18 protein-coding genes and 1 tRNA gene are annotated in these 25549 nt (G+C 46.5%); 5 read left to right on the forward strand and 14 right to left on the reverse strand.

Translation table 11 applies throughout. The features are described from left to right. Positions 1-183 precede the first annotated feature (183 nt). A tRNA-Arg gene (locus AXE77_RS02165) sits at positions 184-256 on the reverse strand. 145 nt (positions 257-401) lie between these two features. Further along, positions 402-1595: an SLC13 family permease gene (locus AXE77_RS02170; RefSeq protein WP_116711907.1), complete on the reverse strand. Its 1194-nt coding sequence runs from the start codon at positions 1593-1595 to the stop codon at positions 402-404. Positions 1596-1921: 326 nt separating this feature from the next. Here AXE77_RS02170 and AXE77_RS02175 point away from each other — a divergent pair, with 326 nt between their 5' ends. After that, positions 1922-3673, forward strand: a complete 1752-nt coding sequence (locus AXE77_RS02175) for an acetolactate synthase large subunit (protein WP_205727510.1) — start codon at positions 1922-1924, stop codon at positions 3671-3673. A 76-nt stretch (positions 3674-3749) separates the two neighbouring features. On the opposite strand, the gene dnaG is transcribed toward AXE77_RS02175, so the two are convergent. The 10 genes from dnaG to AXE77_RS02225 form a co-directional block, all read right to left on the reverse strand. Further along, positions 3750-5909, reverse strand: coding sequence for a DNA primase (gene dnaG / locus AXE77_RS02180; RefSeq protein ID WP_430886645.1), 2160 nt, complete (start codon positions 5907-5909; stop codon positions 3750-3752). Between the two features lie 199 nt (positions 5910-6108). Beyond that, positions 6109-7518, reverse strand: a complete 1410-nt coding sequence (locus AXE77_RS02185) for a hypothetical protein (protein WP_116711909.1) — start codon at positions 7516-7518, stop codon at positions 6109-6111. Positions 7519-7879: 361 nt separating this feature from the next. Further along, a complete protein-coding gene (locus AXE77_RS02190; RefSeq protein ID WP_430886638.1) occupies positions 7880-9193 on the reverse strand; it encodes a deoxyguanosinetriphosphate triphosphohydrolase in 1314 nt (437 codons plus the stop codon). 36 nt (positions 9194-9229) lie between these two features. After that, positions 9230-10582, reverse strand: coding sequence for an alanine racemase (alr, locus tag AXE77_RS02195; protein WP_116711910.1), 1353 nt, complete (start codon positions 10580-10582; stop codon positions 9230-9232). Between the two features lie 140 nt (positions 10583-10722). Next, positions 10723-11265: an N-acetyltransferase gene (locus AXE77_RS02200; protein WP_116711911.1), complete on the reverse strand. Its 543-nt coding sequence runs from the start codon at positions 11263-11265 to the stop codon at positions 10723-10725. A gap of 24 nt (positions 11266-11289) precedes the next feature. After that, entirely contained in the window at positions 11290-11784 is a 495-nt protein-coding gene (locus AXE77_RS02205) for an S-ribosylhomocysteine lyase (protein ID WP_116711912.1), read from the reverse strand. A 102-nt stretch (positions 11785-11886) separates the two neighbouring features. Further along, positions 11887-13578 (reverse strand): ABC transporter ATP-binding protein, encoded by a 1692-nt coding sequence (locus AXE77_RS02210; protein ID WP_116711913.1) that lies wholly within the window; start codon positions 13576-13578, stop codon positions 11887-11889. A gap of 7 nt (positions 13579-13585) precedes the next feature. Further along, positions 13586-14434 (reverse strand): ABC transporter permease, encoded by an 849-nt coding sequence (locus tag AXE77_RS02215; protein WP_116711914.1) that lies wholly within the window; start codon positions 14432-14434, stop codon positions 13586-13588. Between the two features lie 58 nt (positions 14435-14492). After that, the gene (locus AXE77_RS02220) at positions 14493-15458 is read right to left on the reverse strand and encodes an ABC transporter permease (protein WP_116711915.1); all 966 of its coding nucleotides are present in this window, start codon (positions 15456-15458) and stop codon (positions 14493-14495) included. 306 nt (positions 15459-15764) lie between these two features. After that, positions 15765-17504, reverse strand: coding sequence for an ABC transporter substrate-binding protein (locus AXE77_RS02225; protein ID WP_116711916.1), 1740 nt, complete (start codon positions 17502-17504; stop codon positions 15765-15767). A gap of 530 nt (positions 17505-18034) precedes the next feature. Between AXE77_RS02225 and pdxS the strand changes: the two genes are divergently transcribed. The 4 genes from pdxS (at position 18035) to AXE77_RS02245 (ending at position 20800) form a co-directional block, all read left to right on the forward strand. Next, on the forward strand, positions 18035-18868 hold the full coding sequence (pdxS, locus tag AXE77_RS02230) for a pyridoxal 5'-phosphate synthase lyase subunit PdxS (protein WP_240612637.1): 834 nt from the start codon (positions 18035-18037) through the stop codon (positions 18866-18868). Beyond that, the gene (pdxT, locus tag AXE77_RS02235; RefSeq protein WP_205727511.1) at positions 18865-19479 is read left to right on the forward strand and encodes a pyridoxal 5'-phosphate synthase glutaminase subunit PdxT; all 615 of its coding nucleotides are present in this window, start codon (positions 18865-18867) and stop codon (positions 19477-19479) included. The genes pdxS and pdxT overlap by 4 nt, the downstream gene beginning before the upstream one ends. Before the next feature lie 707 nt (positions 19480-20186). Then, entirely contained in the window at positions 20187-20519 is a 333-nt protein-coding gene (locus AXE77_RS02240; protein WP_116711918.1) for a type II toxin-antitoxin system RelB/DinJ family antitoxin, read from the forward strand. Between the two features lie 2 nt (positions 20520-20521). Continuing rightward, on the forward strand, positions 20522-20800 hold the full coding sequence (locus tag AXE77_RS02245; protein WP_116711919.1) for a type II toxin-antitoxin system YafQ family toxin: 279 nt from the start codon (positions 20522-20524) through the stop codon (positions 20798-20800). 162 nt (positions 20801-20962) lie between these two features. Here the strand turns inward: AXE77_RS02245 and AXE77_RS02250 are convergent, their stop codons facing one another. Next, on the reverse strand, positions 20963-24346 hold the full coding sequence (locus AXE77_RS02250; protein ID WP_240612619.1) for a BspA family leucine-rich repeat surface protein: 3384 nt from the start codon (positions 24344-24346) through the stop codon (positions 20963-20965). A gap of 421 nt (positions 24347-24767) precedes the next feature. Then, entirely contained in the window at positions 24768-25535 is a 768-nt protein-coding gene (locus AXE77_RS02255) for a type III pantothenate kinase (RefSeq protein ID WP_116711920.1), read from the reverse strand. Positions 25536-25549 lie beyond the last annotated feature (14 nt).

Below are 25549 nucleotides of genomic sequence, written 5' to 3' on the forward strand. Positions count from 1 at the left end.
ATTACTTTACAGCTGCGTAAAGGAAATAACGCTCGCGCGTTTGGATGGCTTGGATTGTGTGGTGCTCGCGCTTTAAGCGCTCGCTACCGAGCTTGCGTTGAAAGCACACCGTGCTTTCAACCCTAAGCAAGCTCGGCACTTTTAAAAAGCCCGAAATTCTAATAATTTCGGGCTTGGTAAAAGTGCCCCCGACGCGACTCGAACGCGCAACCAACGGATTAGAAGGCCGTTGCTCTATCCTTTGAGCTACAGAGGCAAACAAATGGTCATTATACCAAAACGGCACTATCAACGCGCCTATAACGCACCATACAATCCACAAATAACACTTATTTAAGTAAAACAAATCAACATTTATTCAGCGCAACAAACGCTACCAACAAACGCTATCAAAACAAACGCTACTCAATAATCCACGCAAGCGACATTAACACCGCAAGGAAGAACACGTTTACAATCGTATACGTAAGCAAATAGCGTCCCTTATGCTCAGCATACTGATGCGTAATACCCTTGTAGGAAATAAGCGAAGCCATAGACGCAATCAACGTACCCATGCCACCAAGGTTCGTACCAATAATCAGCATCTTCCACTGATCACAGAATCCAGAAAGCAAAATCGTCGTCGGCACGTTACTAATAAACTGGCTCGAAGCCACAGAAACTTCCATCGGATGCGTACCAACCCACATTTGCGCAAGATCGCTAAAACCTGGCACGCGACGCATATTACCAATAAAAATGAAGAACATAATAAACGTAAGCGGCAACGCCCAGTCGAGCACACGGAACACGTGGCGATCGCAGATCAGAAAAGCAACCACCATAATCACCAGCATCAGCCAGTCCGGAATCCAACCACTTACGCCGCACAAGCACACCACAAACAGCAGGCTATACACAACCACGCGCCAACGCGTAAAACTCATGCCGTAGCCCATCACACGAATCTCATCCGGCTGCGGATGGCCATGCGAAGGGGCCAGCACACTCTGCTCAATATCGTCCCCTTGCAATCCCGCAAACTGATCAACTTTACGCGACTTAAAGAAAACGAAAGCAAACGCAACCATCAACACTGCAGCAGTAACAGTGTACGGTGCCATAATCTTCAGAAAATCCTGCGTCGACATGTGCGTCAACGCTTTTAAGTACAGATTATGCGCGTTACCAATAGGAGTGAGCATACTGCCAACATTGGCGCCGATGGTCATCAGCGTTATCACAAGAATCGCTTGTTTTTCAGCATTTGCCATCACTAACACGGATAGCGCAAACGGCACAAACGTAACCAACGCAACGTCGTTCGTAATCCACATTGCAGAGAAAAACGTGAGCGACATAAGTACAAGCACAAGCCCGCGCTCCGTGCGCACATGCCGCAAAAGTCGCGCGCCAATCGAACGAAATACGCCAATACGCTGGAAGCCACACACAACCATCATTAAGCAAACAAGCTGAGAAATTGTGTTCACATGAATGTAGCCCAAATATTGAGAGTCTGGAGGCACGAAAAAACAAGAAATAATCGCTAAAATAGCCGCAACAATAAGAATGGTTTCACACTTGACCAAATTAAGTAGCCAGCGCTTCATCATTCCTCCGTACGGCAGCGAATACAACTTGTTCAATTATACTAGAAACCCATTCCCACAAGGCCCCTATTTTCCCGACCAAATCGTTGCAATAGCAACGTATTGAGCATTATGAAGGCCGAGATTTAGCCGCAAATACGTGAGGCAAAAATCCGCCCTTTTTCGTGACACGCGCGGCAAATAAGCATGTCGCGAAAGACAAGAATACGTATATCATATAGAAAAGAATTTGTTGACTACACAACTAAATAAATAAGTAGCTACACAACTAAATAGCTACACAACTAAATAGCTACACAACTACACAACTACACAAGAAGCGAAATATGGCAGAATCACAAGAAACAGAAAATCTGAATATTGCACAAAAACTTGAGCGACAGAAGCATCTTCGCGAAAACCATCAGCGCAACACTGCAGATTTAGTTGTTGAATGTTTGGTAAATGAAGGAGTTGAAGTAGTTTTCGGCATACCAGGCGAGGAAAATATTCCACTTCTTGAGGCAATTGAGCGCGACGGCCGCATTCGTTTTGTGCTCACTCGCCACGAGCAAGGCGCTGGTTTTATGGCGGCAACTTACGCTCATATTACTGGAAAACCGGGCGTCTGCCTGGCAACTCTTGGCCCTGGTGCGCTCAATCTTACGCTTCCTGTGGCTCAAGCAAACGCAAGCACTACCCCACTTGTAGCAATTTGTGCGCAAGGTAACGTTTCCAGATTGTATAAGGAATCTCACCAAATTATTGATTTGGTTGCACTGTTCCAGCCGATTACGCAATGGTCTTCTATGATGCTCGCTCCAGCTTCCGCGCCAGAAATGGTTCGTAAGGCGTTCTCTATTGCGGGCCGCAATCGTCCAGGAGCCACCTGCCTCGTGATTCCGGAAGATATTAGCGAAATGCCTGCGCCAGCCGACGCAAAGCCACTTCCACTGCCGCATCCGCTGCACATTATGCCTGCTCCGGACACCATTGAAGAAGCAGCGAAAATTATTAGCAAAGCAAAACAGCCTATTATTTTGGCTGGAAACGGCGTTGCGCGCTCTCACGCAGAAAATCAGCTTCTTGCATTTGCTGAGCAGCTTAACGTGCCAGTTGCTACTACTTTTGAAGGTAAGGGCGTTTTCCCGGATAATCATCCGAATGCGCTCGGAGTTGTTGGTTTTATGCATCGCGACTACGAAAACTTTGCGTTTGACACGGCTGATTTGATTATTGCCGTCGGCTTCTCGATTCAGCAGTTCGATCCGAAGAAAATCAACCCGAATATTGATAAAACTATTATTCATATCAATACTTTTGTGGAAGATACCGACGCACACTACCCTACTGCGCTGAATATTATGGCAAATATTGGCCAAACGCTTAAAACTCTTACGGAAGTGCTAAAGCAGCGCAACGTAACCTTCGACGTAAGTCACCCGCGTATTCGCCAAATGCTTACGGAAGAATTACATTCTTGCGAAAACGACGAGAGCATGCCAATGAAGCCTCAGCGTGTAGTTTACGATATTCGTCGCGCTGTTCCTGAAGGCACGAAGGTGCTGGTTGATACGGGTGCTTTGAAAATGTGGATGGCGCGCTTGTATCCAACTATGCACCCGAATACTTGCATAATCGACAACAGCCTTTCGACTATGGCTTGGACGCTTCCGGGAGCTGTTGGAGCTTCGTTCATTCGCGATAATTCCGGCAAAATGAACGCAAATCCGGTGCTGGCTGTGATGGGCGACGGCAGCTTCATGATGAACGTGCAGGAGATTGAGACAGCTGTGCGCGTTGGCAGCCGTATGGTGGTGCTGGTTTGGGAAGATAACGCGTATGGCTTAATTAAGTGGAAGATGGAGCTTCACGCCGGCGAGCACGAGTACGTGGACTTCCATAATCCGGACGTGCCAAAATTGGCTGAAAGCTTTGGTGCACGCGGGCACGCTGTTAAGAAGCCGGAGGATTTGTACAATATGCTTCGCGATGCGTTGGCGCAGGAAAGTGGCGTTGACGTAATTTCTTGCCCGGTTGATTACAGCGAGAATATGAAGCTTATTGAGAAGCTCGGCGATATTGACTTCAGCAACTGAGTCTTAATAATTTTTGTAAGCAAAAAGGTTACGCAACCAAACTAGATTGCGTAGCCTTTTGTTTTATGTTGGAAACTTACATTATTTGCGACTGAAGGTTTTTGCGAGCCGCTTCCATTGCAGTAATTTGCCCGAGAAGCGTAATCTTTTCTTGCCCATCCTGCAACTTCGCCATGCGCGCCCGAGCAGCACCAATGCGCCGCATGAGGCCAATATCGAGCAGACGAATCAACAGTTCGTTAGCATACTTGCTTTCCGCTGGCGTAGCCCTACGCACATAATCAGACGGAGACCCAGATACAGCCTGCTGATTCTGTTGGTACTGCTGAGATTGCGCACTATATTCGTCGCCAGCTACTGAAACTGATGAAGCTGATGAAGCTGCTGGAAGCGGTAACGGCATTACCGAAAGCTCCGTAATAACCGGCTCAAGCAGAGGTCCCGCAGACTTCGTCATTATATGAAGCCATAAACCTTGCGTAACGTTGCCAGTCGGCAATCCACCAGCAGCTACGAAAGCTTGGAATAAAGTGCGGAACACAGGCGTCATAAAATTATTCAACGTAAGCTGCGCAAATAATTTCTCGTCAAAAGCAAGCGGAACTTGCAACAGCAGCGCCATAAACTGCTGTTCACACATAAACACGGCATCGTCCACTCGATAATAATGCTGATTTTGCGCAGCACTGCGAGCTAAAGCCATGCGAGAGGTTTGATCAGAGGATTGAACATCTCTCAACTGCTGCCCGCCAAGCGCATCTGAATTATATCGAGAAGCGTAAGCGTCGTCGTCACGAACTTGCAGACGACGGCGAGCCGCTGCTACTTCGCGACGCATCACTGACAGATCAATTCCAATTCGACGCACTGCTTTGCGCGTGTACAAATCAAGTAACGAACGGTCACGAATCTGCGCAATAAGCGGAGCAACCGCCTTAACCGCACCCATTTGGCCGGTCGTAAACGAAGTATCAAAACGGTTAATTACCGTGTCAATAACAAAATCGTAAAGCGGACTTGCGTGCGCAACTAACGAACGCACAGCCTCATCTCCTCGCTGAATACGCAAGTCACACGGATCGAGATTGTTATCAGCCACCGCAACAAACGTTTGTGTCAAAAACGTGGAATCAAGACCAAAAGCGTGCAAAGCAGCCTTCTGCCCAGCCGCATCACCGTCAAAAGTGAACACAATACGCGAACTTACTGACTGTCCTTCAACTTTCAGCGGACCAACCAACTGAATTGCACCTAAGGAATCGTCCGCAATAAGGCGACGCACAATTTTCGCATGTTCCACGCCAAAAGCCGTACCACATGTGGCTACTGCCGTATCGACGCCCGCCACATGGCACGCCATAACATCCGTGTAGCCTTCAACAATTACAACTTGGCGCTTTTTTACAATATTTGCTTTCGCTAAGTCGATTCCATATAACACTTGCGTTTTGCGATACAGTGCAGTGTCGGGAGTGTTAATATATTTTGCGCTAATAGTATCGTCGTCGTATAGTTTGCGAGCGCCAAAGCCGAGAGTTCGGCCTGTTGAATCGCGAATCGGCCACGTTAAACGCCCTCGGAAGTAATCGTAAATACCGCGCTGGCCAAGGCGAGCAAGACCAGCATCGAGCAACTCTTGACGCGTAAAGCCTTTATTTGCAAGATATCGGACTAAATTATCCCATCCTTGAGGTGCGTAACCGCATGCGAAATGCGCACTTTGTTCCGGAGTAAAGTTGCGTCCTGCAAGAAGGTCGCGAGCGGGAGCTGCTTCTTTGGTATTGAGTTGCGAAACAAAAAACTTTTGTGCTTCTTCGTTTGCTGCAAGCAATCTAGCACGTTTAGATCCGGCGTGAGTTTGTGCGTCACCATCCTGCGATTGCTTGTAGTGCATTTCAATATGGTATCGATCCGCCAAAAATTCTACAGCTTCGCGGAAATCAATATTTTCTTTCTGCTCCACGTACTTAAAAACGTCGCCGCCGGCGCCGCAACCGAAACAATGCCACACGCCTAAACTTGGACGCACACTAAAGCTTGGTGTTTTTTCATCGTGGAATGGGCAAAGTCCTACGAAAGTGCCGGTTCCGGAAGGTTTGAGCGTCACCGTTGCGGACACAATATCGTATAAGTCTGCCACGGCGCGCACGCGCTCAATATCTTCTTTCACAATCATTCCAACCATGATATCTAGCTTATCGCAAACCGGCGGCGAGCGTGACACTTGTGAGTACAGAAGGCGACACTATTATTCCGCTTCAAACGCGAGAAGCACCCGCACGCGTTTCTAATCACAAACCCCTGTAGTTAAGCCCGTATAAAGAAGAGGCCTTACGTGCAAGCAAAAGCAAGCGCGCAAGGCCAAGGAGAAAGTACATATGAAGTTGTGTTGAAATTATTAACTGAAGATGACAAGCGGACGGAACCGCTCGATGTTACTCTGCGAGCAACGCGTCAAAATCAGCGTCAAGTAACGACTCAAGGGAGGAATGCAACTCATCTAAGTCCAAATCCTCGAAATCGAAATCGAAATCAGCCGAATCGGAAGACTTAGAATCGGCAGACTTAGAATCGGCAGCAGACTCTAATTCAGCAGTGAAGTCGGATTCGATAGTGCCAATAAGTTCATGGAATTCTGGCGTGTCAACATACTTAACTAATTCAGTCCACCAATCCTCGGCTTCTTCAGCTTCCGAAATTTCCGGCACTTCCGAAATTTCCGGCACTTCTGGTTCTACTTCTGCTGGAGATTCGGCCGCTGGAGCTTCTGGAGTTGCAGGAACTTCAGGGGTTTTAGCTTCTGGCGCCGCGTTTTCAGGTGCATTTGCTTCTGGCGCCGCGTTTTCAGGTGCATTTGCTTCTGGCGCCGCGTTTTCAGGTGCATTTGCTTCTGGTTCCGCAGGTGCCTTTACTTCAGGAGCCGCAGGAGCTGGAACAGAAGGAGCTGGAGCGGAAGGAACTGGTTTACCATAATTAGCAATGGCATCCTTAACAGCTTTAGACAATTTACCATTGAAATCTTTATCAGCAGCTTCAGCAGTTTTTGTATCAGCAAGTGTTAACTGCAAGAAAGTCTTATCACCGAATCCATTTTTAACTTCAAGGAATTTGCGGGCAGCTTCCTTTTCGCTTTCAGTAGAAGGAACTTTATTATCCCTAATCATTTCAGCTGCTTTAATATTCTTGTTATAAACGTCTTCCGAAGGCTGGCGCAACGTCTTTAGAGCATCGTTGTACTTTGCAATCTGCTTTGCTGAGATCTTTTTATCTGCACCATCTTTACCTTTACCGGTGATAAATGTGCTTTTGAATTCTTCAAAAGATATACCAGTTCTAGCAACAGATTCTATGGCGTTATCATCGCTGAAATCTGTTTCATCGTTTGAACCTGAAGGATTTACAGAACCAACTTTACCAACTCCGTTTGCAGCAGCTTGCTTAACAGCCTCCACATGAGACTTGGATGCAGCAACAGCCGCTTCCTTTAATTCTTTAAGCTTTTCTGCACTCTCACCATTTTTCAAGGCCTTTACGTAGGCATCGTTTTTCTTGAGAGATTCAGCGAATTTTGTTTCGCTGTTGCGTTTAATAGTAGCCTTATGAGCCAATTCCTTAAGATTTTTAAGTTCTTCTTCGCTCTTATTCTTAGATGGGTCCAAAGCCTCCACATAGTCTTTATTGGCTTTAAAATAATCGTTAAAAGAGCTAGAACTCTGAGCAACATGAGCGTTGTTGGCGACGCTGTGATCGTCAGCATACGCAGTATTGGTAAAACCACATACAGCTACAAAAGCTGAAACAGTCAGACCGGTGGCGGCAACAGTTTTCGTAAACTTGGTATTCATATTGTTCCTTAAATCCCTTTCTCCATGCAATCTACACGAAGAAATATTGCATTAGCATTTCTGTTTTACGGCGATGAGCCGCGCTTGTTAGTAAAACCTGAGTGAGAATTAAGTAAAACTATCAAGTACTAAAAATATACCATATACCCGTATACAGCAGTCAATAAAATAGAAAAAATATACAAAGGAGCAGAAATAATTATTCTTTTCTTGCGATTTTACAGAAAAATTTTCAGATTAAAGTAGGATTTAATTACCAATTTTCGGCATTATTAAGCCATTTATAACAGGACACGCCGAAACCCCCTCCCCCTAAGGATTTTGGCTTAACAAAAGCAAAAGCTAACTCAGCATACGGCGCCTAGCATAACGCCGCATGAAGCGCAGCAGCTGATCCATCCGTAAGACTTGCCACCTGATCAATCGCCACACGCAAACGCTCATTATCGTTACTGCACTCGTTCCAATCGCCCATAAACACTGCTTCCATAGCATCGTGCGCACGTGGCGACTTACTCATAAACACTTCCACCAAATCCGTCAGAATCTTCTGCTCACGCCTATAAAACTCGTGTTCTCTAGGCTCAATCACAAAATGCACTGCCAAACTTTTTAGCATTACAATCTCATACGAAGTATCTTCTGGAATCACCAAATTCGCCCGGTAACGAACCAGTGGACCGTCACCGTAGCAAGCGCGAGTGGCATGCTCGACAGATCTTGCGAAACGTCCAATCAGCGCACTCGTAATATTCTTAAGCTGCGCCAACGCTCGCCTGGAACCATCGAAAGAATCAGGGAACATGTTAAGAGAACGCAAACGACCCAAAGCCGCCAAAAGCTTGTCAGCATCCCACTGATTCCCATACCATGCGTGCATTTCGTCAATAACCTGATCCACTACGTGAGCATCCGCCACCAAAGCAGGGTCGAAAGCGCCCGTCACAATCGCATCTTCAACATCGTGCACGCTGTAAGCAATATCATCAGAAAGATCCATTATTTGACATTCCATTGGTTTTGCTTCGTGCGGAGCGCCACGTTTTAACCACTCAAAAACCTCACGATCGTCCGGGTAGACACAGAATTTTAAGTCTCGCTCTCCCTTGTCGTGAGCTTGAGCTTCTTCTAATCCCCACGGGTACTTTACGGCAGCATCAAGTGCTGCACGCGTAAGATTTACTCCGGCACTACGACCGTTTTCGCGGAAAACTTTCGGTTCCAAGCGCGTAAGTAAACGAAGCGTTTGCGCGTTGCCTTCAAAACCGCCAATATCCTCCGCAATTGCAGCGAGCGCACGCTCACCATTGTGTCCAAAAGGAGGATGCCCTAAGTCGTGCGAAAGGCAGGCGCAGTCAACCACGTCCGGATCGCAACCTAGCATCGCAGCAATTTGCCTACCAATTTGCGCCACTTCCAACGTATGAGTAAGCCGCGTGCGAGCAAAATCGTCCGATCCCGCCACAAACACTTGACTTTTAGCCCCGAGACGACGCAATGCCGACGAGTGAATAATGCGCGCACGGTCTCGTTCAAAAGGCGTGCGAGCGCGAGTGTGATGAGGTTCACTAGCCCAGCGTTCGGTATCGTGCTTGCTGTATTCGCCAACGACTTCGTTATCTGACGTAATCACTTCGTCGCTAATTACTTCGTCGCTAATCGCTTCGTCGCACATCGCAAACCTCTTTCATATTTCATATCAAGATTTATTTCATATCAGGCTTTGAGCGTCAAGTTTTGCAATATCGCAATCGTCCAACACTTCGTAAGCGTTACGATACAATCGCGGCACGCGAGGTCCAATACTAGTCATTATTTCGTAGCTTATTGTGCCGGCAGCCTCGGCCCAATCGTCCGCTGTCGGTTCGGCGTAATCTACTCCTCGCCCAGGTCCAAAAAGCGTTACCGTATCGCCTTCATGCACACCAAGTTCTTCCGCATTTCCCTTTAAATCTACGATGAACTGGTCCATGCATACGCGCCCCGACACATTCAGTATGCGCGCACCTTGCGTTGTTTCAACGCGCACAGGGCCTCCCGGCTTATCGACATGTCGTGTTCCTTGCATATCGAATCCAGAAGCGGAACGTACGATGCCGTCCGCGTAGCCGAGTGGCACAATGGCAGTGCTGGTGTTATCTGGGGTTAAGTAAGTGCGTCCGTAAGAAATTCCGTGCCCTGCTTCCACTGATTTTACTGTGCCGAGTTGGGCTTGAAGTGTCATTGCTGGAGTTAATCCGTACGTTTGCGATGTCCCCATTGAGGGGTCTGGCTCATATCCGTACAAACCAATGCCAGGACGCACAAGTTCAAAACGGATTTCCGGACGATTGAGCGTTGCAGCAGTATTGGCTAAATGACGGATTTGCGGCGCTACTCCAGCCTCACACATTCTGTGCGTAAACTCGTGGAATTGCTGAATTTGTCGATCGGTTGCGTCCACAAATTCTGGCACATCTGGAGAGTCTGCCACGGCCAGATGGCTCCATTGCCCAACAACTGTTATAACGCCTTCGTGCGCGTAGCTGCTGAGTTTGGCAAGCGCATTATTAAAGCCTGCTGGAGTGAAGCCGTTTCGCCCGAAACCGGTGTCTACTTTTACGTGCACGCGCGCCGGTTTATGTAAGGCTCGCGCCGCCTGCGCTACTGCATCAAGAGAGTCAAGGGAACCTACAGAAATGTCGATATTGTTGTCGATAAGATCAGCAAAAGGCGTGGTTGGTGCGCTGGTAAGCCACGTAAGAATATGGCAACGACTCTCACTGATGCCAGCTTTGCGCAAACGTAACGCTTCGTATGGTTGCGCTGTGCCGAGCCATGTTGCACCGCCTGCTAAAGCAGCCAAAGCACACGGCAATAATCCGTGTCCGTAGGCGTCTGCTTTTACTACTCCCATTACTTCTGGAGCGTGTTGCCCTGGTTCCACATCTTGCCCAACTCGCGAAACCAGCATGCGCATATTGTCGCGGAGCGCACGCAAATCAACAATTACCTGCCCTGGGTATAGCCGTAAAGCGCGAGCATAGTTTTCCGCCAACATTGTTGCAATATCGTTTGTATTCATCACTCACCTGTTACTTGTGCTCGTTATTACGCTTTACTTATTACGTAATTTTATAGTAGTAAATAGTAGTGGATAGTAGTAAATAGTAGTAAATAGCTGTAGATAGTAGAAGCAGTACGCGTACGCTTGGTACCGTCTATTTATTGCATCACATGGTTGCAAGAGCGCATCCATTGGTAAGCAATACGCGTCGCACTATGCGCTCGGTCAGGAATAACAACCAGTCCACATCGGCTAAAACCTGCACGCGTAATTACTTTTTGCATAATAAGATTGTCTGGATGCGTGTCGATACGCACGTTATTGTAGTGCTGCTTGGTCCATTGCAAGCATTCCGTCGCCATTTTTGGACGAATTCCGGAGGATGCAAGCCGGTGAATAGTAACGTACGGCAACACGTCGTCAAGCCACGCTCCGTCGATATGTGCGTATACTTCGTCAAGCCCCTCGCATACAGCAAACTGCGCTAGAATACGTTCTTCGCCGCTATCCGGGTCGATGTCAACAATTAAGTTGAACCGCCGCAAACGAATGTCTTCAATAACACTTGACATTAACGGAAAACTATTGCCCCACTGGTGCGGATTGCCCGTAGTGCGCATAAATTTGCGAGCATTTTCGTAAATATGTTCAATATTGCGCACGTCACCTAACGTCGCTTTTCTTAATGCTATATCTTTCATGCTAGCCTCTATACCAAGATTACTTCACACAATCTTACGTTCAAAAGGATCTGAACTAATTCCTTTCGCAAGAATATCTTTACACCACTGCTGAGCGCCAAATAAGCTATGATCTCGGTAATTTCCGCAAGATTCTATAGTGGTTGCAGGAACATCATCCCAAGTCGCCTTAAATGCAATAAACTCAAGCGATTCCTTCAAAGCGCGAGCAACATCTTCAGTACTGTGCTCACCCCACGTAAGTAAGTGGAATCCGGTTCGGCAACCAAATGGCGAGCAATCAATATAACCATCAATTCGCTCGCGAAGCAGCACCGCAAGAGTATGTTCAATCGTGTGCAATGCGGCCGTTGGTATCGCTTCTTCATTAGGCTGAGTTAAACGAATATCGTAGTTGGAAATTACATCTCCGTGAGGGCCGTGTTGCGTATCAATATAACGCACGTAAGGTGCCTTTACTTTTGTATGATCAAGTTCAAAACTTTCCGGACGCGGATGCGAAACCGCACGCTCACTCATAATCTATCCCTCACTTACTGTTGCGTTCCTATTACGTTTTCACTCTCTATATTAGACGGTACGCGTCAAATAAGTTGGGAAGATTGAGTTTAGAGCATTGGTTTAGAGCATTGACGCTTGTATAAGTGCGCGTGTGTAATCTTTTTGCGGGTGGTCAAGCACGTCGGCTACGCTTCCAGATTCAACAATTTTCCCTTCTTTAAGAACAATAACGCGCTCTGCTAAATGCTGGATCATACCCAAATCGTGGCTTACGAAAATGCAGGACATTTTTGGGCGATCTTTTCGAATAGCAGCAAAAGCGTCGAGAATACGAGTGCGCTCAGCAACGTCAATTGCGCTCATTGGCTCGTCTGCAACTAAAACGCGCGGATTGTTGATGAGTGCGCGGGCGATTGCTACGCATTGGGCTTGTCCGCCAGAAAGTTCGTGAGGGTATTTTTCCGCAAAATCATTTGGATTTAAGCCAACTAGTTTTAGCACGTCGTCAACTCGCTTATTAATAGTTGCGTCGTCTAATTGAAGCGATTTTTTCCAAATATTAAGCGGTTCTGCGACGCTTGAGCGCACAGTCCAACGCGGGTCGAGCGCAGCAAATGGGTGTTGAAAAACTATAGCGGTTTCTTTTCGAATATTTGCAGAAGATTTTGCAGAAGATTTTGCAGAAAAATCAGCAGAAGATTCAGCAGAATTTACTATTTTCCCGTCGTAACTAACGCTTCCTTCGCTAATCTTTTGAAGACCTAAGATTGCGCGAATAAGTGTTGTTTTGCCGCTTCCGGAACCGCCTATAATTGCTAACGATTCGCCAACTCGTAGGCTTAAATCTACACCTTTGAGTATTTCGGTACGATTTCTTTCGTGACCAAGTGTTACGTGAATATTTTTTGCAGAAAGTAAGATTTCACTACTTTCGTTACTATTTTCGTTATTTTCGTAACTTTCGTTATTTTCGTAACGTTTTTCGTTACTATTTTCGCTACTATTTTCGTAACGTTTTTCGCTACCAAACGTATCGCATTGTGTTACACGTAACGTAAGCTTTCTAGCAGCTTCAACAAGTTGCTTTGTTGAGGCAACTTGCGGATTTTTCAACAAATCTTGCACATCCGCACTATCGACCAATCGACCCGAATCAAGCACATAGCAACGTTGAGCTGCGCGAGATAACACTGAAAAATCGTGCGTTACGAACAGCATAGACGCACCCATATCGTCAACAAGCGAAGTCAACATATCTACCACATCGCGTTGAGTTACGGAGTCGAGTGCTGTAGTAGGCTCATCTGCGAGAATAAGCCGAGGAGACGTAATTAATGCCGTCGCAATACCAACTCGCTGCTGCTGGCCACCCGAAAGTTCAAAAGTACGCTGAGACGCAAGTTTGCTCGCCAACCCAACCTTTTCAAGCATAAGGCACACACGACGATGGACGTCTTGCGGATCAAGCTGATAATGCAAACGCAACGGCAGTGAAATCTGCTCTTCAACACTCAACATAGGATTAAGCGCACGATTTGCCTGCTGAAATACCACTCCCACGTATTTACCGCGAAGGCGCGCCAACAAATCATCCGAAGCACCAACCGTCTGCGTTTCGCCAAGCTTACACGAACCAGTAATATGAGCAGACGACGGCAACAAACCCGTAGCGGCACGAAGTAGCATGGATTTTCCAGAACCAGAAGACCCCACCAAACCAACGCGCTCACCATCCGCAACACTCAACGACACGTTGTTAAGAATACGAGTATCACCAAGGCTTAACGACAAATTTCGTATATCTAAACTCATATCCTGCCTACTTTACTTGTTTTCCTAGCGACGGGTTGGTAACTTCACGTATCACATCTCCAAAAAGATTGAGAGCAACAACCACCACCGTTACTATGAGTCCAGGCCAAACCACAGCCAAAGGATTGACGTGAATAAGCGTCACCGACGTCGCCAACACGCGTCCCCAACTCGGTACTCCCGAAGGCACACCTACGCCCAAGTACGTTAAACCACTTTCCGCTAAAATTACCGTTCCCGCAGAAAGCGAAAGTTGCACCATCGCAATCGGCATAATATTAGGAAATACGTGACGAAAAAGCACGTAGCTTCTTCTCGAACCTTGCGAAATTGCAAAAGTTACGTAATCGGATTGCAACACTAGTTGCGCACTTGGGCGCACAATACGCGCCAAATTAAGCCCGTAACCAACCCCGCACGCAAGCATAATCACAACCACACTCGCACCAAGCGGCACAGCCAGCATAAGAGCAATCAGCACCGTAGGAATAGAAATTAGCGCATCTACCGCCATAACACTTATCGCACTCACGAATTGCGAACGCGCAATCATCACACTTAATAAGCAAGCACCAATAGCAGACGCAATCAGCACCGTACACAGTACCAGCAACAGCTCAACGCGAGAACCAGCCATAAGCCAACTGAGCATATCCGAACCAGTACCATCCGTACCAAGCCAGTGCTTCCAAGACGGCTTCTGCCATACCTCGTACCCGTTTGTTTTCAGAAGTGGATAAGGCGTCCAAAATAGCGAAATTGCGGCAATAGCAATCCACAACGCAAGCACCACGCACACAAATTTCCCAAAAGCAGCGCGCCACACACTTTGCAACAAACGCAACAAATGACGCATATAAGTCACCTTCTTACCAACATTTGCCAACTTCTACCAACACACGAGACGACAACATTCAGTCATATACCTGCTGCGACAAACGCGGATCCAACGCACGATGCACTATATCAACCAACAACCCAACAAACAAAAACAGCGCAGCAAGCATGAACAGCTCCCCCTGAACCGCAATCAAATCACGCAAACCAACGTCACGCACCATACCCATACCCATGCCAGGTAACGAAAACAGGTTCTCAATAACCATCACGCCCATAACCATGTGAGCAAAAGTCAAACCGATAACAGACACAAGTTGAGGAAGCGCCAAACGCAAACCAACACGCCACATAACCCGCCTACGAGTCATGCCGCAAGCCATAGCCTGGTAAGCAATCTCACTGCGCGAAATATGCTCAAGAGTGGCAGCAGTATAACGCATAAAGCTAGAACCTACGATTATGCCAACCGTAAGCGCCGGCAACAGTAACGAAAGAAGCGCCTCACCACATTCACTCCAGCCATCAGTCGGAAAACCCTGAGTAGGAAGCAAACTAATAACGCCAATGCCGCGCCCAAATAGCAAAATCAGCAGCATACCACCCCACAGAGCCGGCACGGAACCAGCGGCGAGCGCCGTAAAACGAGCTACAGCTTGCGGCACCTTACCCTCATGCGTAACCTGCCAGCAACCAAGCGGAATGCCAAGAATAAGCGCAAAAGCGAGGCCTAGCAAAATCAGCGGAAACGTAATAGTCGCGCGAGCTGCAATCATGCTTGCTACGGACCTACCGGTAAGCATAGATACGCCGAAATCGCCTCGCAAAACTCCGAAAAGCCAATCGGTATATTGCGTAAAAAGCGGCTTATTTAAGCCAAGCTCAGCCCGCAGCTGCTCAACTTTGCCATGAGGGGAATTAAGACCAGCCATAACTTGCGCGACGTCGCCCGGAAGCACGCGAAGCGCAAGAAAAACGGCCGCAGAAATGCAAAACAGGGCTGCAATAAACAGCAGCAACCGTTGGCATATCATGCGAAACATAAATCGCCTCCTTTTTATGGGCTTACAGTCCAAGTGCAGCGCAAGTACGGCGCAAGCACAGCGCAAGTACGGCGCAAGTATACAATTCAGACACTAGCGCAGATTACGCGCTGCGTTAGTGTCCCATTTTGCTGATTTTGGGACACTAGTGCAGTCGTCGCGCTGCGCCAGTGTCCCATTTTGCTGATTTTGAGACACTAGCGCAGATTACGCGCTGCGTTAGTGTCCCATTTTGCTGATTTTGAGACACTCGCGCAGATTACGCGCTGCGCCAGTGTCTCTAGATTGCGACTAGCAAATCCAACATTAGCTAAGGCGCAGATTGTAAAGCGGCAAAAGCTCCTGATTCATGTCGAACGGCATACCCTCGAGAGCCTTCACTTTCGCAGTCACCACGCGATAATTAAACAGCCAATCAGCCGGCGCGTCCTTGCTAATAATGCGTGCAGCCTCAGCAAGCAATTTAGCAGAATCGCTCTCGGACGCACTAAGCATTGCCTTAGCGTACAAATCTTGCACCTGCTTATTGTCGTAACCGTAGTAGTAAGTAGGATCCGCCCACTGGCCAAAATCGTGGCTTTCATTGTGATCGACCATCGACAAATCGTACTGCTTATTCTTATACACATCCTGCAGCCAAGTAGTAAACTCAACCACATTCACTTTCAAATCAATGCCGGCTGGCTTAAGCTGCGAGCGCAATTGATCGCCAAGTTGCGTACCGTAAATATTCGGATAAGTAAGCGAAAGTTGCAACGGATGAGATTCGTCGAAGCCGGCTTCTTTCATAAGCGCCTTCGCACGACGCAAATCATGCGGATACAATTTCGTCAAATCCTCATAACCCGGGTCGAGAGATGGAATTGGGCCGCCAAGTGCCACATCCGTGCCTCCTCGAGACGCAATAATCTGCTTATGATCAATCGCGTAACGAATCGCCTCACGCACACGCTTATCCTTAGTGCGCTCACCCTTCATGTTCATTGCAAGCACAAATTTATCGGTGCCGTTCCCAGCTCGCACAACGTAACGCTTAGTATCATCCTTAAACGGCTTAGCAAGCTGCCCGGAAATAGGCGCTAACGCTTGCACAGCTCCGGAAGAAAGCGCGTCAACAGCAGCGTTGTCGTCCACAAAGTAGCGCACAACAATTTTGCTGGTTTTAGCAGGATGAATACCCTTATAGCGCGGATTTGCCTTCAAAACAACGCGATCGTTCGGCACGAACTTGTCAATTAAGTACGGACCGGAACCAACCGCCTGCGTTTTAGCATCGTAACTAGCGTTTCTGTCGAACACTAAACCGGAGCGGCTGCACAAAGCCCACAGCAGCTTAGCGTTAGGTTCCTTAAGCGTAATCTCGAAAGTATAATCGTCCTTCGCTTTTGCCGACTCAACTTTGCCAACCATATTCGAGCCGCGATACTGCTTAGAAACAAGCTCGTTAAACGACCACGCTGCATCCTTTGCCGTCAGTTTGTGACCGTTAGAAAACGCGGCGCCCTTACGCAAATGGAACGTGTAACGCAGGCCGTTTTTGCTAACTTCCCAGCTTTTTGCGAGAGATGGAGAAACTTGGTTTTTTGCATTTCGCGCAACCAAGCCTTCGTATACGTTGCCGATAAGCAGCTGGTCGAGTGAGGAACCGGACTGGTTGCGAATATCGAGGTTCGTAGGAGCAAGTTTGAGTCCGATTGTGACGGTTTTGTGCGACACGGTGTTTGCTGCGTTTGGAGTAGATTGACGCGGGCCGCCGGTAAACGTTGCAAAAATTGCACTAACCACCGCGATAGTAATAATGGCTAAACTGAACATCCAAGCTTTGCCAAGCTTACGTCGTGCGGCAGGTTGCGACGATTTTTCAGCATCGTTCAGTGAAGCGTCCGTGCTCGCGCCGTAAGCTGCACTCGTTGAACTTACGTGGCCTGCGTCTGTTGCGTTTGCTTTAGACGCACCATTTTGTGCTTCGCGCTGAGCCTTACCAGAGAATGTTTCGGTCGCGTCGTTTTCTTTGTACGCGCCTTCCTCGGGTTTCGTGTTACCCATACCATAAACCTTTCTAAATGGCATTGAAATATTAAATTGTTATCTTTAATTAAATTGTTATTTTTTATTGCGTTTTATTAAATTTTTTAATTGCTTGACGCTTGATTACATAGTGACACAAGTCGCCAGCCCTACCAATCGTAGTCTATTGACAAACCAGGCTCACCGTAGATTCCCTCAAAAAACTCATCAATAATTTGTACTAACACAACACAAAAAATTTATACTAACGAAATACGAGAATTTGTACTAACGTAATACGGCACAATACGAACGCAATATGAATATGATTTTAATCACACGCACTTGTGGCACGCGCGGTTGTAGTATTTATTAGGTATATCCTACGAATGTGGTTAAATTCCAACAGAACGTAAACTTGCAAACGTACGCAAACGCGCATAATACATCTAATAAAGCGAGGAATGATGTCTGAAAACTTGAATACTGCAGCAACCGTGAATGAATCCTCGGATCCGCAAAATAAGAGCGGCGAAGACCGCACCGCTTTGAACCGTCAGTTGGCTCAAATGCTTAAGGGCGGCGTGATTATGGACGTCACCACCCCTGAGCAGGCAAAGATTGCTCAGGATTCTGGAGCTTGCGCTGTTATGGCTTTGGAGCGTATTCCTGCGGATATTCGCGCAGCCGGCGGCGTTTCTCGCATGAGCGACCCAGCTATGATTCACGGAATTCAAGAGGCTGTGTCTATTCCTGTGATGGCAAAGTGCCGTATCGGTCACTTCGTTGAAGCGCAGGTTCTTGAGGCTATTGAGATCGACTACATTGACGAAAGCGAAGTGCTTTCCCCAGCCGACGACGTGTACCATATTAACAAGCGCGACTTTGCTGTGCCTTTCGTGTGCGGCGCCAAGGATTTGGGCGAGGCTTTGCGCCGAATTAACGAAGGCGCTTCCATGATTCGCACCAAGGGTGAGCCGGGCACTGGCGACGTGATTCAGGCTGTGCGCCACATGCGCATGATGAATTCCGCAATTCGCAAGCTCACCAGCATGCGTGAGGACGAGCTTTTTGAGGAAGCTAAGAATTTGCGCGTGCCTTTCGAACTCGTAAAGTACGTTGCGCAAAACGGCAAGCTTCCTGTAGTGAACTTCGCCGCCGGTGGCGTTGCTACCCCAGCCGATGCTGCTTTGATGATGCAGCTTGGCGCCGAGGGCGTATTCGTTGGATCCGGCATCTTTAAGTCCGGCGACCCAGCAAAGCGCGCGGCCGCAATCGTTAAGGCTGTAACTAATTACAAGGACGCTAAGCTGATCGCCAAGCTTTCCGAGAATTTGGGCGAAGCTATGGTTGGCATCAACGAGCAGGAAATTAAGCTTTTGATGGCTGAGCGAGGCGAGTGATTTTGTCAAACTCACCTATCAATACTGATAACTCCACTACTGGTAATTCCGCTCATACTGTAGCTGTTTTAGCTGTTCAGGGAGCTTTTCTTGAGCATCGCTTGATGCTGGAAAAGCTTGGCGCGCGGGTTATAGAGCTTCGCCAGGCGCGCGATTTGGAGCAGTCTTTTGACCGACTAGTGCTGCCTGGTGGCGAGAGCACAGTGCAGGCTAAGCTTCTTCGCGAGCAAAATATGCTCGAGCCTTTGCGCGAGAGGATTGCTGGCGGCATGCCGGTTCTTGGCACTTGCGCCGGCTTGATTTTGCTTGCAAAGAACGTGGAAGGTAACGAGGTTAACGGCTTCGGCACGCTGGATGTGACGGTTAAGCGCAACGCTTACGGCCGCCAGCTTGGCAGCTTCCACTGCGAGGCTGATTTTGGCGATCTTGGCAAGGTGCCTATGACGTTTATTCGCGCGCCTTATATTGCGGAAGTCGGCTCTAACGCTGAGGTGCTTGCAACTGTTGACGGTCACGTGGTGGCCGCGCGCCAAGGCAACCAAATCGGCACGTCCTTCCACCCGGAGCTTGACGACGATACGCGAATTCACCGGCTTTTCCTGGATTTGTAAATTGGATTTATAACTCCGGCAAATGTTCCATAAAAGGCCAAAACAGCAACAAACGCCGGGAATTTTCCGGCAAATGTTCCATAAAAAGGCCAAAATAGCAACATTTGCCGGAGAAAAAACTCCCGCAAATGTTCCAAAAAACGGTAAGCTCGCACGAGTTTACCGTTTTTCGTTACTCGCGCAGTTTGCGTACTGCGTTAGTAACGTATAATCCCGTTTTTTCGTTACTCGCGCAGTCTGCGTACTGCGTTAGTAACGTATAATCCCGTTTTTTCGTTACTCGCGCAGTCTGCGTACTGCGTTAGTAACGTATAATCCCGTTTTTTCGTTACTCGCGCAGTCACTCATCTGCACCAGTGTCCGAAGATTGCCAACCAGAGACAATAACGCAGAACGCAATCTGCAATAGCAACAAAGTTTTTAACGCAGACGTCAAAAAGTCATCAAAATCTAAAAGTTTTTAACGCAGACGTCAAAAACTTTGAATTTTATGTAAGTTGCACAGTAAACGTAAACGCACAGCAAACGCAATACAATTGTAATACAGTGTAAAACGTTTATAGCATATTATATAACAGTGCAACACATTGTAGAATGTAATAACAAACGTATTTAACATTTACTTAAGTGCAAAATACTAAATACTAAATACTAAGTGATACGAAAATCCGAGTACATATAACTAAAAACTAGTAAGGAAGCATATTATGGCAATCAGCGCAACCGCAACCGCAACCGCAACGAAATCAAAGACTACAGCGAAAACCGCAAGCATCAACGTGCGCGTCACCAAGGAAGTTAAAGCGCAGGCAGAAGAATTATTCGCCAGCTTCGGCATAACTCTCAGCGACGCAATCAACATGTTCTTACACAAGTCGCTTATGGTAGAAGGACTCCCATTCGACTTAAAGCAGCCAAAATACAATAAAGAAACAATCGCCGCGTTTAAGGAAGCAAATGATATTTTATCCGGGAAAATTCCAGCAAAACGCTATGACTCAGTATCCGAGATGATGGATGACATTTTTAAGGAAGACTAATCATGCTTACTTTAACATACACTTCACAGTTCAAAAAAGACATGAAGCGAATCAGAAAACGCGGTTATGACACTCGACTTGTTAATGCAATACTAGAAAAATTGCGCAACGAAGAGATTCTTGACGAATCGTACCAAGATCATCCTCTTAAAGGAAAATATTTAGGCTTCCGCGAATGCCATGTAAAATCAGACTGGCTATTGATTTACATAATTAAGGAAAACGAGCTTGTTCTAACAGCATCTCGCACGGGAACGCACTCAGACGTGTTCAACGAATAACGCTCCGGCCACAACAAAATCCCAATAAACCACCACACAACTCTGCCCTGCCTTCGTCAATCGAGACGAAGGCAGACCTCGCTTGCGTTGAAAGCACCCCGTGCTTTCAACCCTTAGCAAGCTCGGCGCTCCGAATTGCCTTCGCGCGCTAAATCGCAGCGCTCAGGCAGATCGTCGCGCAAACGCCCCAGCAACAGCGAACATTGAGAACAGTCCAATAGACAAGAACGTAAACATAACAGCCGACTGGCCGCCAGTATGCGGCAAAGGCACCGGCTTAACAAAGGTCTCCAAATAGTACATTGTAGTGAAGAACACTAAAGGCGACTTTGGATTACTAATAGGCACAGCATCATCGCTATCGCCAAGTTCTGTCCATGTGCAAGTGTTTCCGCTCGACTTCTTAAACATGATTTTATAAGTACTGCCCTGTTCTTCTTCAGGCGATTCAGGATCTACAGGAGCTTCCCCTCCTTCACCCTCGCCATCTCTTACAGATCGCGATTTCCTTGCGGATCGCAATTCCTTTACACGCGATTTCCCTACACGCGATTTCAACTTTGCACTACGCGGTTCAGAATCAGTATCAGTATCGGAAGGATTATCAGTATCTTCGTTCGCTTGAGAATCATCTATAGTGCTTCGCAACTTTGATGCGAAACTATTTTTTACAATTCTGTACGCATAATCCTGCGATTTTTCATCCTGCTTCTTCTCTAACTTACTCGAATTATACAGTGCAGGAACATAGTAAGTATAAGTAGTACCACCCGAGTCTATATTGCAATCACATGTCATATTGTCATTTTTTATATCGCCAGGCTCCATTAGCTTGGCTTTAACAGGAATGTAGTATGCAATATTTTTAAAATCATCATCGTTTGAAATTGTATCTAAAATCGTAACATTATTAGTTACGACTATATTATTGCTGTGATAATTCTCATCGAGGGAGAATATTCCACCCGTAGCAAAATTACTTTTGATAGGATCATCATCAGGATGATCATCAAAACCTTGAGACTCCCATCCATTCGCAATCAACGTGCCTTTAAAACCACCAAACATACCATCAACAGAAACAGTAGTAGACTCAGAATTAGTAGGTTTTGTAAAGTTCTTATTGCTGAAATCTAATATAAGACTGTCGCCACTTTCTGCTCCTGCATTGGAAAACATCGAACCAAGATCCGTAACTTTTGAAATATCCCACTTGCTTAAATCTGCAACGCCGGTAAGTTTTTTGCAATCAGAAAACATGCTAGACATATTCGTAACATTGCTAACATTCCACCCTTCTAGACCTTTAAGATTACCCAAGCGAGTACAACCACTGAACATGTTAAACATATTCGTTACACTGCCAACATTCCAGCCACTCAATGCACTTATATCAGTCAATCCTGTTATTTTTATTATTACATCACCTTTTTTGTTTGTATGCTCAAAGTAGCAATCGGAGAACATGCTGCCCATGTTCTCAACACTGCCAACATTCCACTTTTCTAGACCGCTAAGATTACTCAAGCTATGACAACCGCTGAACATGCCACTCATGTCCGTGACACTGCCAACATTCCAACCGCTCAAAGGTTGAAGACTGGTTAAGCCATTACAACCGCTGAACATGCCACTCATGTCCGTGACACTGCCAACATGCCAACCGCTCAAAGGTTGAAGACTGGTTAAGCCATTACAACCGCTGAACATGCTACTCATCTTCTCAACATTGTCAACATTCCAGCCGCTCAAAGGTTGAAGACTAGTAAGACTGCCACAACCGTCAAACATGCTGCTCATGTTCTCAACACTGCCAACATTCCAGCCTCTCAAAGGTTGAAGACTAGTAAGAAAACTGCAGCCATAGAACATTCTAAACGTGCTAGCTAATTGGTCTGTACTGCTCTTACCTGTTTTATTCCAATTAGATAATCCACTGATACTATTGAGCTTAGAGCAATATGCAAACATGCCATCCATTTTTTTAACGTTACTTACATCCCAATTTCCTAAGCCTTCAGTACTTTCGATGTTGCCGCACAGCGCAAACATTACCATCATGTATTCAACGTTCTTTACATTCCACTTTTCCAAAAATTTAAGCGAACTCATACTCTTGCAATATTCGAACATACCGCTCATTGCCGAAACGCTTTTAGTATTCCATTCTTTCAAACCGTCAAAATCTTTTATCTCGGTGCAACCCTCAAACATTCTGTTCATGTTCATAACCTTGCTAACATTCCACTTACTTAGAGGTTCAACCGAAGTAATCGCCATCTCACTTGCATACCCTTCTACTGGATTCAAAGCATCATGTTTATCTTGGTCCTTAATAACAGACGCGAACATTCCAGACATATTTCTAACATTGCCGACATTCCAGTTACTCAACGCACTTATATCAGTCAATCCTGTTACACCAGTGATCTTGCCATCATCATCGTAGATACGCCTAGCACAACCACTGAACATGCCACTCATGTTCGTAACATTGTCAACCTTCCAATTAGCCAAACCTCTAATATCACTTAAACCAGCGCACCCCTCGAACATGCTCTCCATATTCGTAACCTTGCTCACATCCCACTCACTCAAAAAACTAAAATCAGTTAATGAGGAATCCTTAAATAGATAGGACATGTCTGTAACGTTACTTACATCAAACCTGTCGTCGTTGCCAATTCTACTAATATTTTCCCCTGAAAAAAGACCTTCCTTACCTTTTGACAAACTACCGTAGCCATACGCTTTAACACCGTCTCCAAAAACGATTTCGCCACCACCAGCAGGGAGAGACTTAATTTTTTCACGAATAGCACCAAATGCGCCACTCTTCCCATTGGCACTGATAGCACATTTAGCTTCCCCTGATGAAGACGTAATCGTGACTTTAGTATTATCCTCGTTAACTTTAGCCACACAAGCAGGAAGTGCTTTAACTTGTTCTAGGCTTAATTTCTCCATAGCCCCAGTGCTGCGATCTTGATCCTTAGCTTTTTTATCTTTGCCATCTTTTTTGGCATCTTTTTTGGCAGCCTTGCCATTAGCTTTGTCAGATTTGTCTTTACCCTTGTCGGCACCTTTGCCATCTTTTTTAGCGTCTTTGACAGATTTTGCGCCATTCCCAATAGTATCGCCAGCAGTTTTCCCGGCACCATTGCCAGAATTATTCTTATCTACAGACCCCACCCCATTAGGATTTTCACTATTCCCATTACCAACTTTATTGTCTGTTACTTTATTGTCTACATTATTATTTTTACCAGTTTCCCCCTTAACTTCCCCTTTAGTCTCTTTTTTATTATCAGTTTCGCCTTTAACAACTCCCCCTTTAGCCCCTTCATTACCGGCTCCCCCTTCACCCGACTTACTCTGACCCTTATCATTCTCAGTAACAGCAGCCAAGGCAGCAGCAAACAATGGATTCTTCGTTATGTTGGCATAAGCCACCCCAGGCAGCACGGTTACGCTTAAAATCATAGAAACTACGCATAAAACGGCACCAATTGTCGAAAGAATACGATGCTTCCTACTCTCCTTCATCAATCTTCCTCTCATGTGAGCAAATCCCCTGCCGGCGCATAAACGATGCACAAAAAACAAGCGCGCATCAAAGAAAGTTCACCGGCGAACGCAATCTTTACACATAACTATTCACTAGTGTACGCCTAAATGCGAAAAATTGGTATAACAAAATCGCTATAACAACCTACTGCAACAAACTTATAGTTCAAGTACATCTTAATTTCGCATAATTCAGTAGTAGGGATATTAACGTGGCGGAGATTTGAGATTTTTCGCGCTGAGCGAAGGACGCTCGCGCGGATTGCGACGCGCTCGCTACTGAGCTTGCGTTGAAAGCACCCCGTGCTTTCAACTTGAGCAAGCTCACGCTCCGAGTTGCTTTCGCGCGCTACGCTCTGAGCGCGAAAGCAGGTCGTCGCGCAGACAAATTCGCATTATATTACCGCATATTACGCTTATAAATTTCATCCATACCTTTGAAAATCAAGTCAGGATCGTAAAAGTCAATCGTTTTCACATCCTTCTCAAACAATCTACCCAAACCGCCAGTAGCAATTACCTTAAACGGCTCGTTAATCTCAATCTTGAACTGCTCAATCGTGCGCTCAATTCCGCCCAAAAAACTGTAGTATAAGCCAGCTTGCATCGCAGGTCTAGTTGATTTTGCGAGAACAGACTTCGGCCGCGCAATCTCAACTTCCGGAAGCTGAGCCGTGTTATCCCACAGTGCTGCAGCCGCAGTTCGAATGCCAGTGCAAATCAAACCGCATGTAATAGCTCCGCTTTTATCAACATAGTTGTAAGTGGTTGCAGTGCCGAAATCTATTACAAGCGCTGGCCCACCGTACTCATTAAACGCACCAACGCAATCAGCCAAGCAATCAGCTCCAAGAGAACGCGGCTCGTCAATTCGAATATTCATGCCTGTTTTAACGCCAGGGCCAACAATCATAGGATCAACATGCAAAAACTTTATAATACTCGCGCGGAATGAGTGCATAACTTTTGGCACTACTGACGCAACAATAACGTCCTCGACATCGCTCACCTTAAATCCGCTTAAATTAAGGAATTGCGTAATCATAATTCCGTACTCGTCGGAAGTGCGGTTTGATTTAGTTGTCATGCGGTAGGTTCCCACAATGCGATTGTTTTCCAAAAAACCAAGCACAATATTCGTGTTACCAATGTCGACTGCTAGCAACATAAGAACTCTCTTTC

Origin of the sequence: Gardnerella massiliensis (assembly GCF_003408845.1) — a bacterium.
Classification (GTDB): Bacteria; Actinomycetota; Actinomycetes; order Actinomycetales; family Bifidobacteriaceae; genus Bifidobacterium; species Bifidobacterium vaginale_H.

What these genes read in the sequence shown, in the direction of transcription:
- AXE77_RS02220 (WP_116711915.1), bottom strand. Translation starts at nt 15,458, where the DNA reads ATGTTTCGCATGATATGCCAACGGTTGCTGCTGTTTATTGCAGCCCTG.
- AXE77_RS02200 (WP_116711911.1), bottom strand. Translation starts at nt 11,265, where the DNA reads ATGAAAGATATAGCATTAAGAAAAGCGACGTTAGGTGACGTGCGCAAT.
- AXE77_RS02175 (WP_205727510.1), top strand. Translation starts at nt 1,922, where the DNA reads ATGGCAGAATCACAAGAAACAGAAAATCTGAATATTGCACAAAAACTT.
- AXE77_RS02170 (WP_116711907.1), bottom strand. Translation starts at nt 1,595, where the DNA reads ATGAAGCGCTGGCTACTTAATTTGGTCAAGTGTGAAACCATTCTTATT.
- pdxS (WP_240612637.1), top strand. Translation starts at nt 18,035, where the DNA reads ATGCTTAAGGGCGGCGTGATTATGGACGTCACCACCCCTGAGCAGGCA.
- AXE77_RS02185 (WP_116711909.1), bottom strand. Translation starts at nt 7,518, where the DNA reads ATGAATACCAAGTTTACGAAAACTGTTGCCGCCACCGGTCTGACTGTT.
- alr (WP_116711910.1), bottom strand. Translation starts at nt 10,582, where the DNA reads ATGAATACAAACGATATTGCAACAATGTTGGCGGAAAACTATGCTCGC.
- AXE77_RS02240 (WP_116711918.1), top strand. Translation starts at nt 20,187, where the DNA reads ATGGCAATCAGCGCAACCGCAACCGCAACCGCAACGAAATCAAAGACT.
- AXE77_RS02245 (WP_116711919.1), top strand. Translation starts at nt 20,522, where the DNA reads ATGCTTACTTTAACATACACTTCACAGTTCAAAAAAGACATGAAGCGA.
- AXE77_RS02255 (WP_116711920.1), bottom strand. Translation starts at nt 25,535, where the DNA reads ATGTTGCTAGCAGTCGACATTGGTAACACGAATATTGTGCTTGGTTTT.
- AXE77_RS02250 (WP_240612619.1), bottom strand. Translation starts at nt 24,346, where the DNA reads ATGAAGGAGAGTAGGAAGCATCGTATTCTTTCGACAATTGGTGCCGTT.
- AXE77_RS02215 (WP_116711914.1), bottom strand. Translation starts at nt 14,434, where the DNA reads ATGCGTCATTTGTTGCGTTTGTTGCAAAGTGTGTGGCGCGCTGCTTTT.
- AXE77_RS02205 (WP_116711912.1), bottom strand. Translation starts at nt 11,784, where the DNA reads ATGAGTGAGCGTGCGGTTTCGCATCCGCGTCCGGAAAGTTTTGAACTT.
- AXE77_RS02225 (WP_116711916.1), bottom strand. Translation starts at nt 17,504, where the DNA reads ATGGGTAACACGAAACCCGAGGAAGGCGCGTACAAAGAAAACGACGCG.
- AXE77_RS02190 (WP_430886638.1), bottom strand. Translation starts at nt 9,193, where the DNA reads ATGTGCGACGAAGCGATTAGCGACGAAGTAATTAGCGACGAAGTGATT.
- AXE77_RS02210 (WP_116711913.1), bottom strand. Translation starts at nt 13,578, where the DNA reads ATGAGTTTAGATATACGAAATTTGTCGTTAAGCCTTGGTGATACTCGT.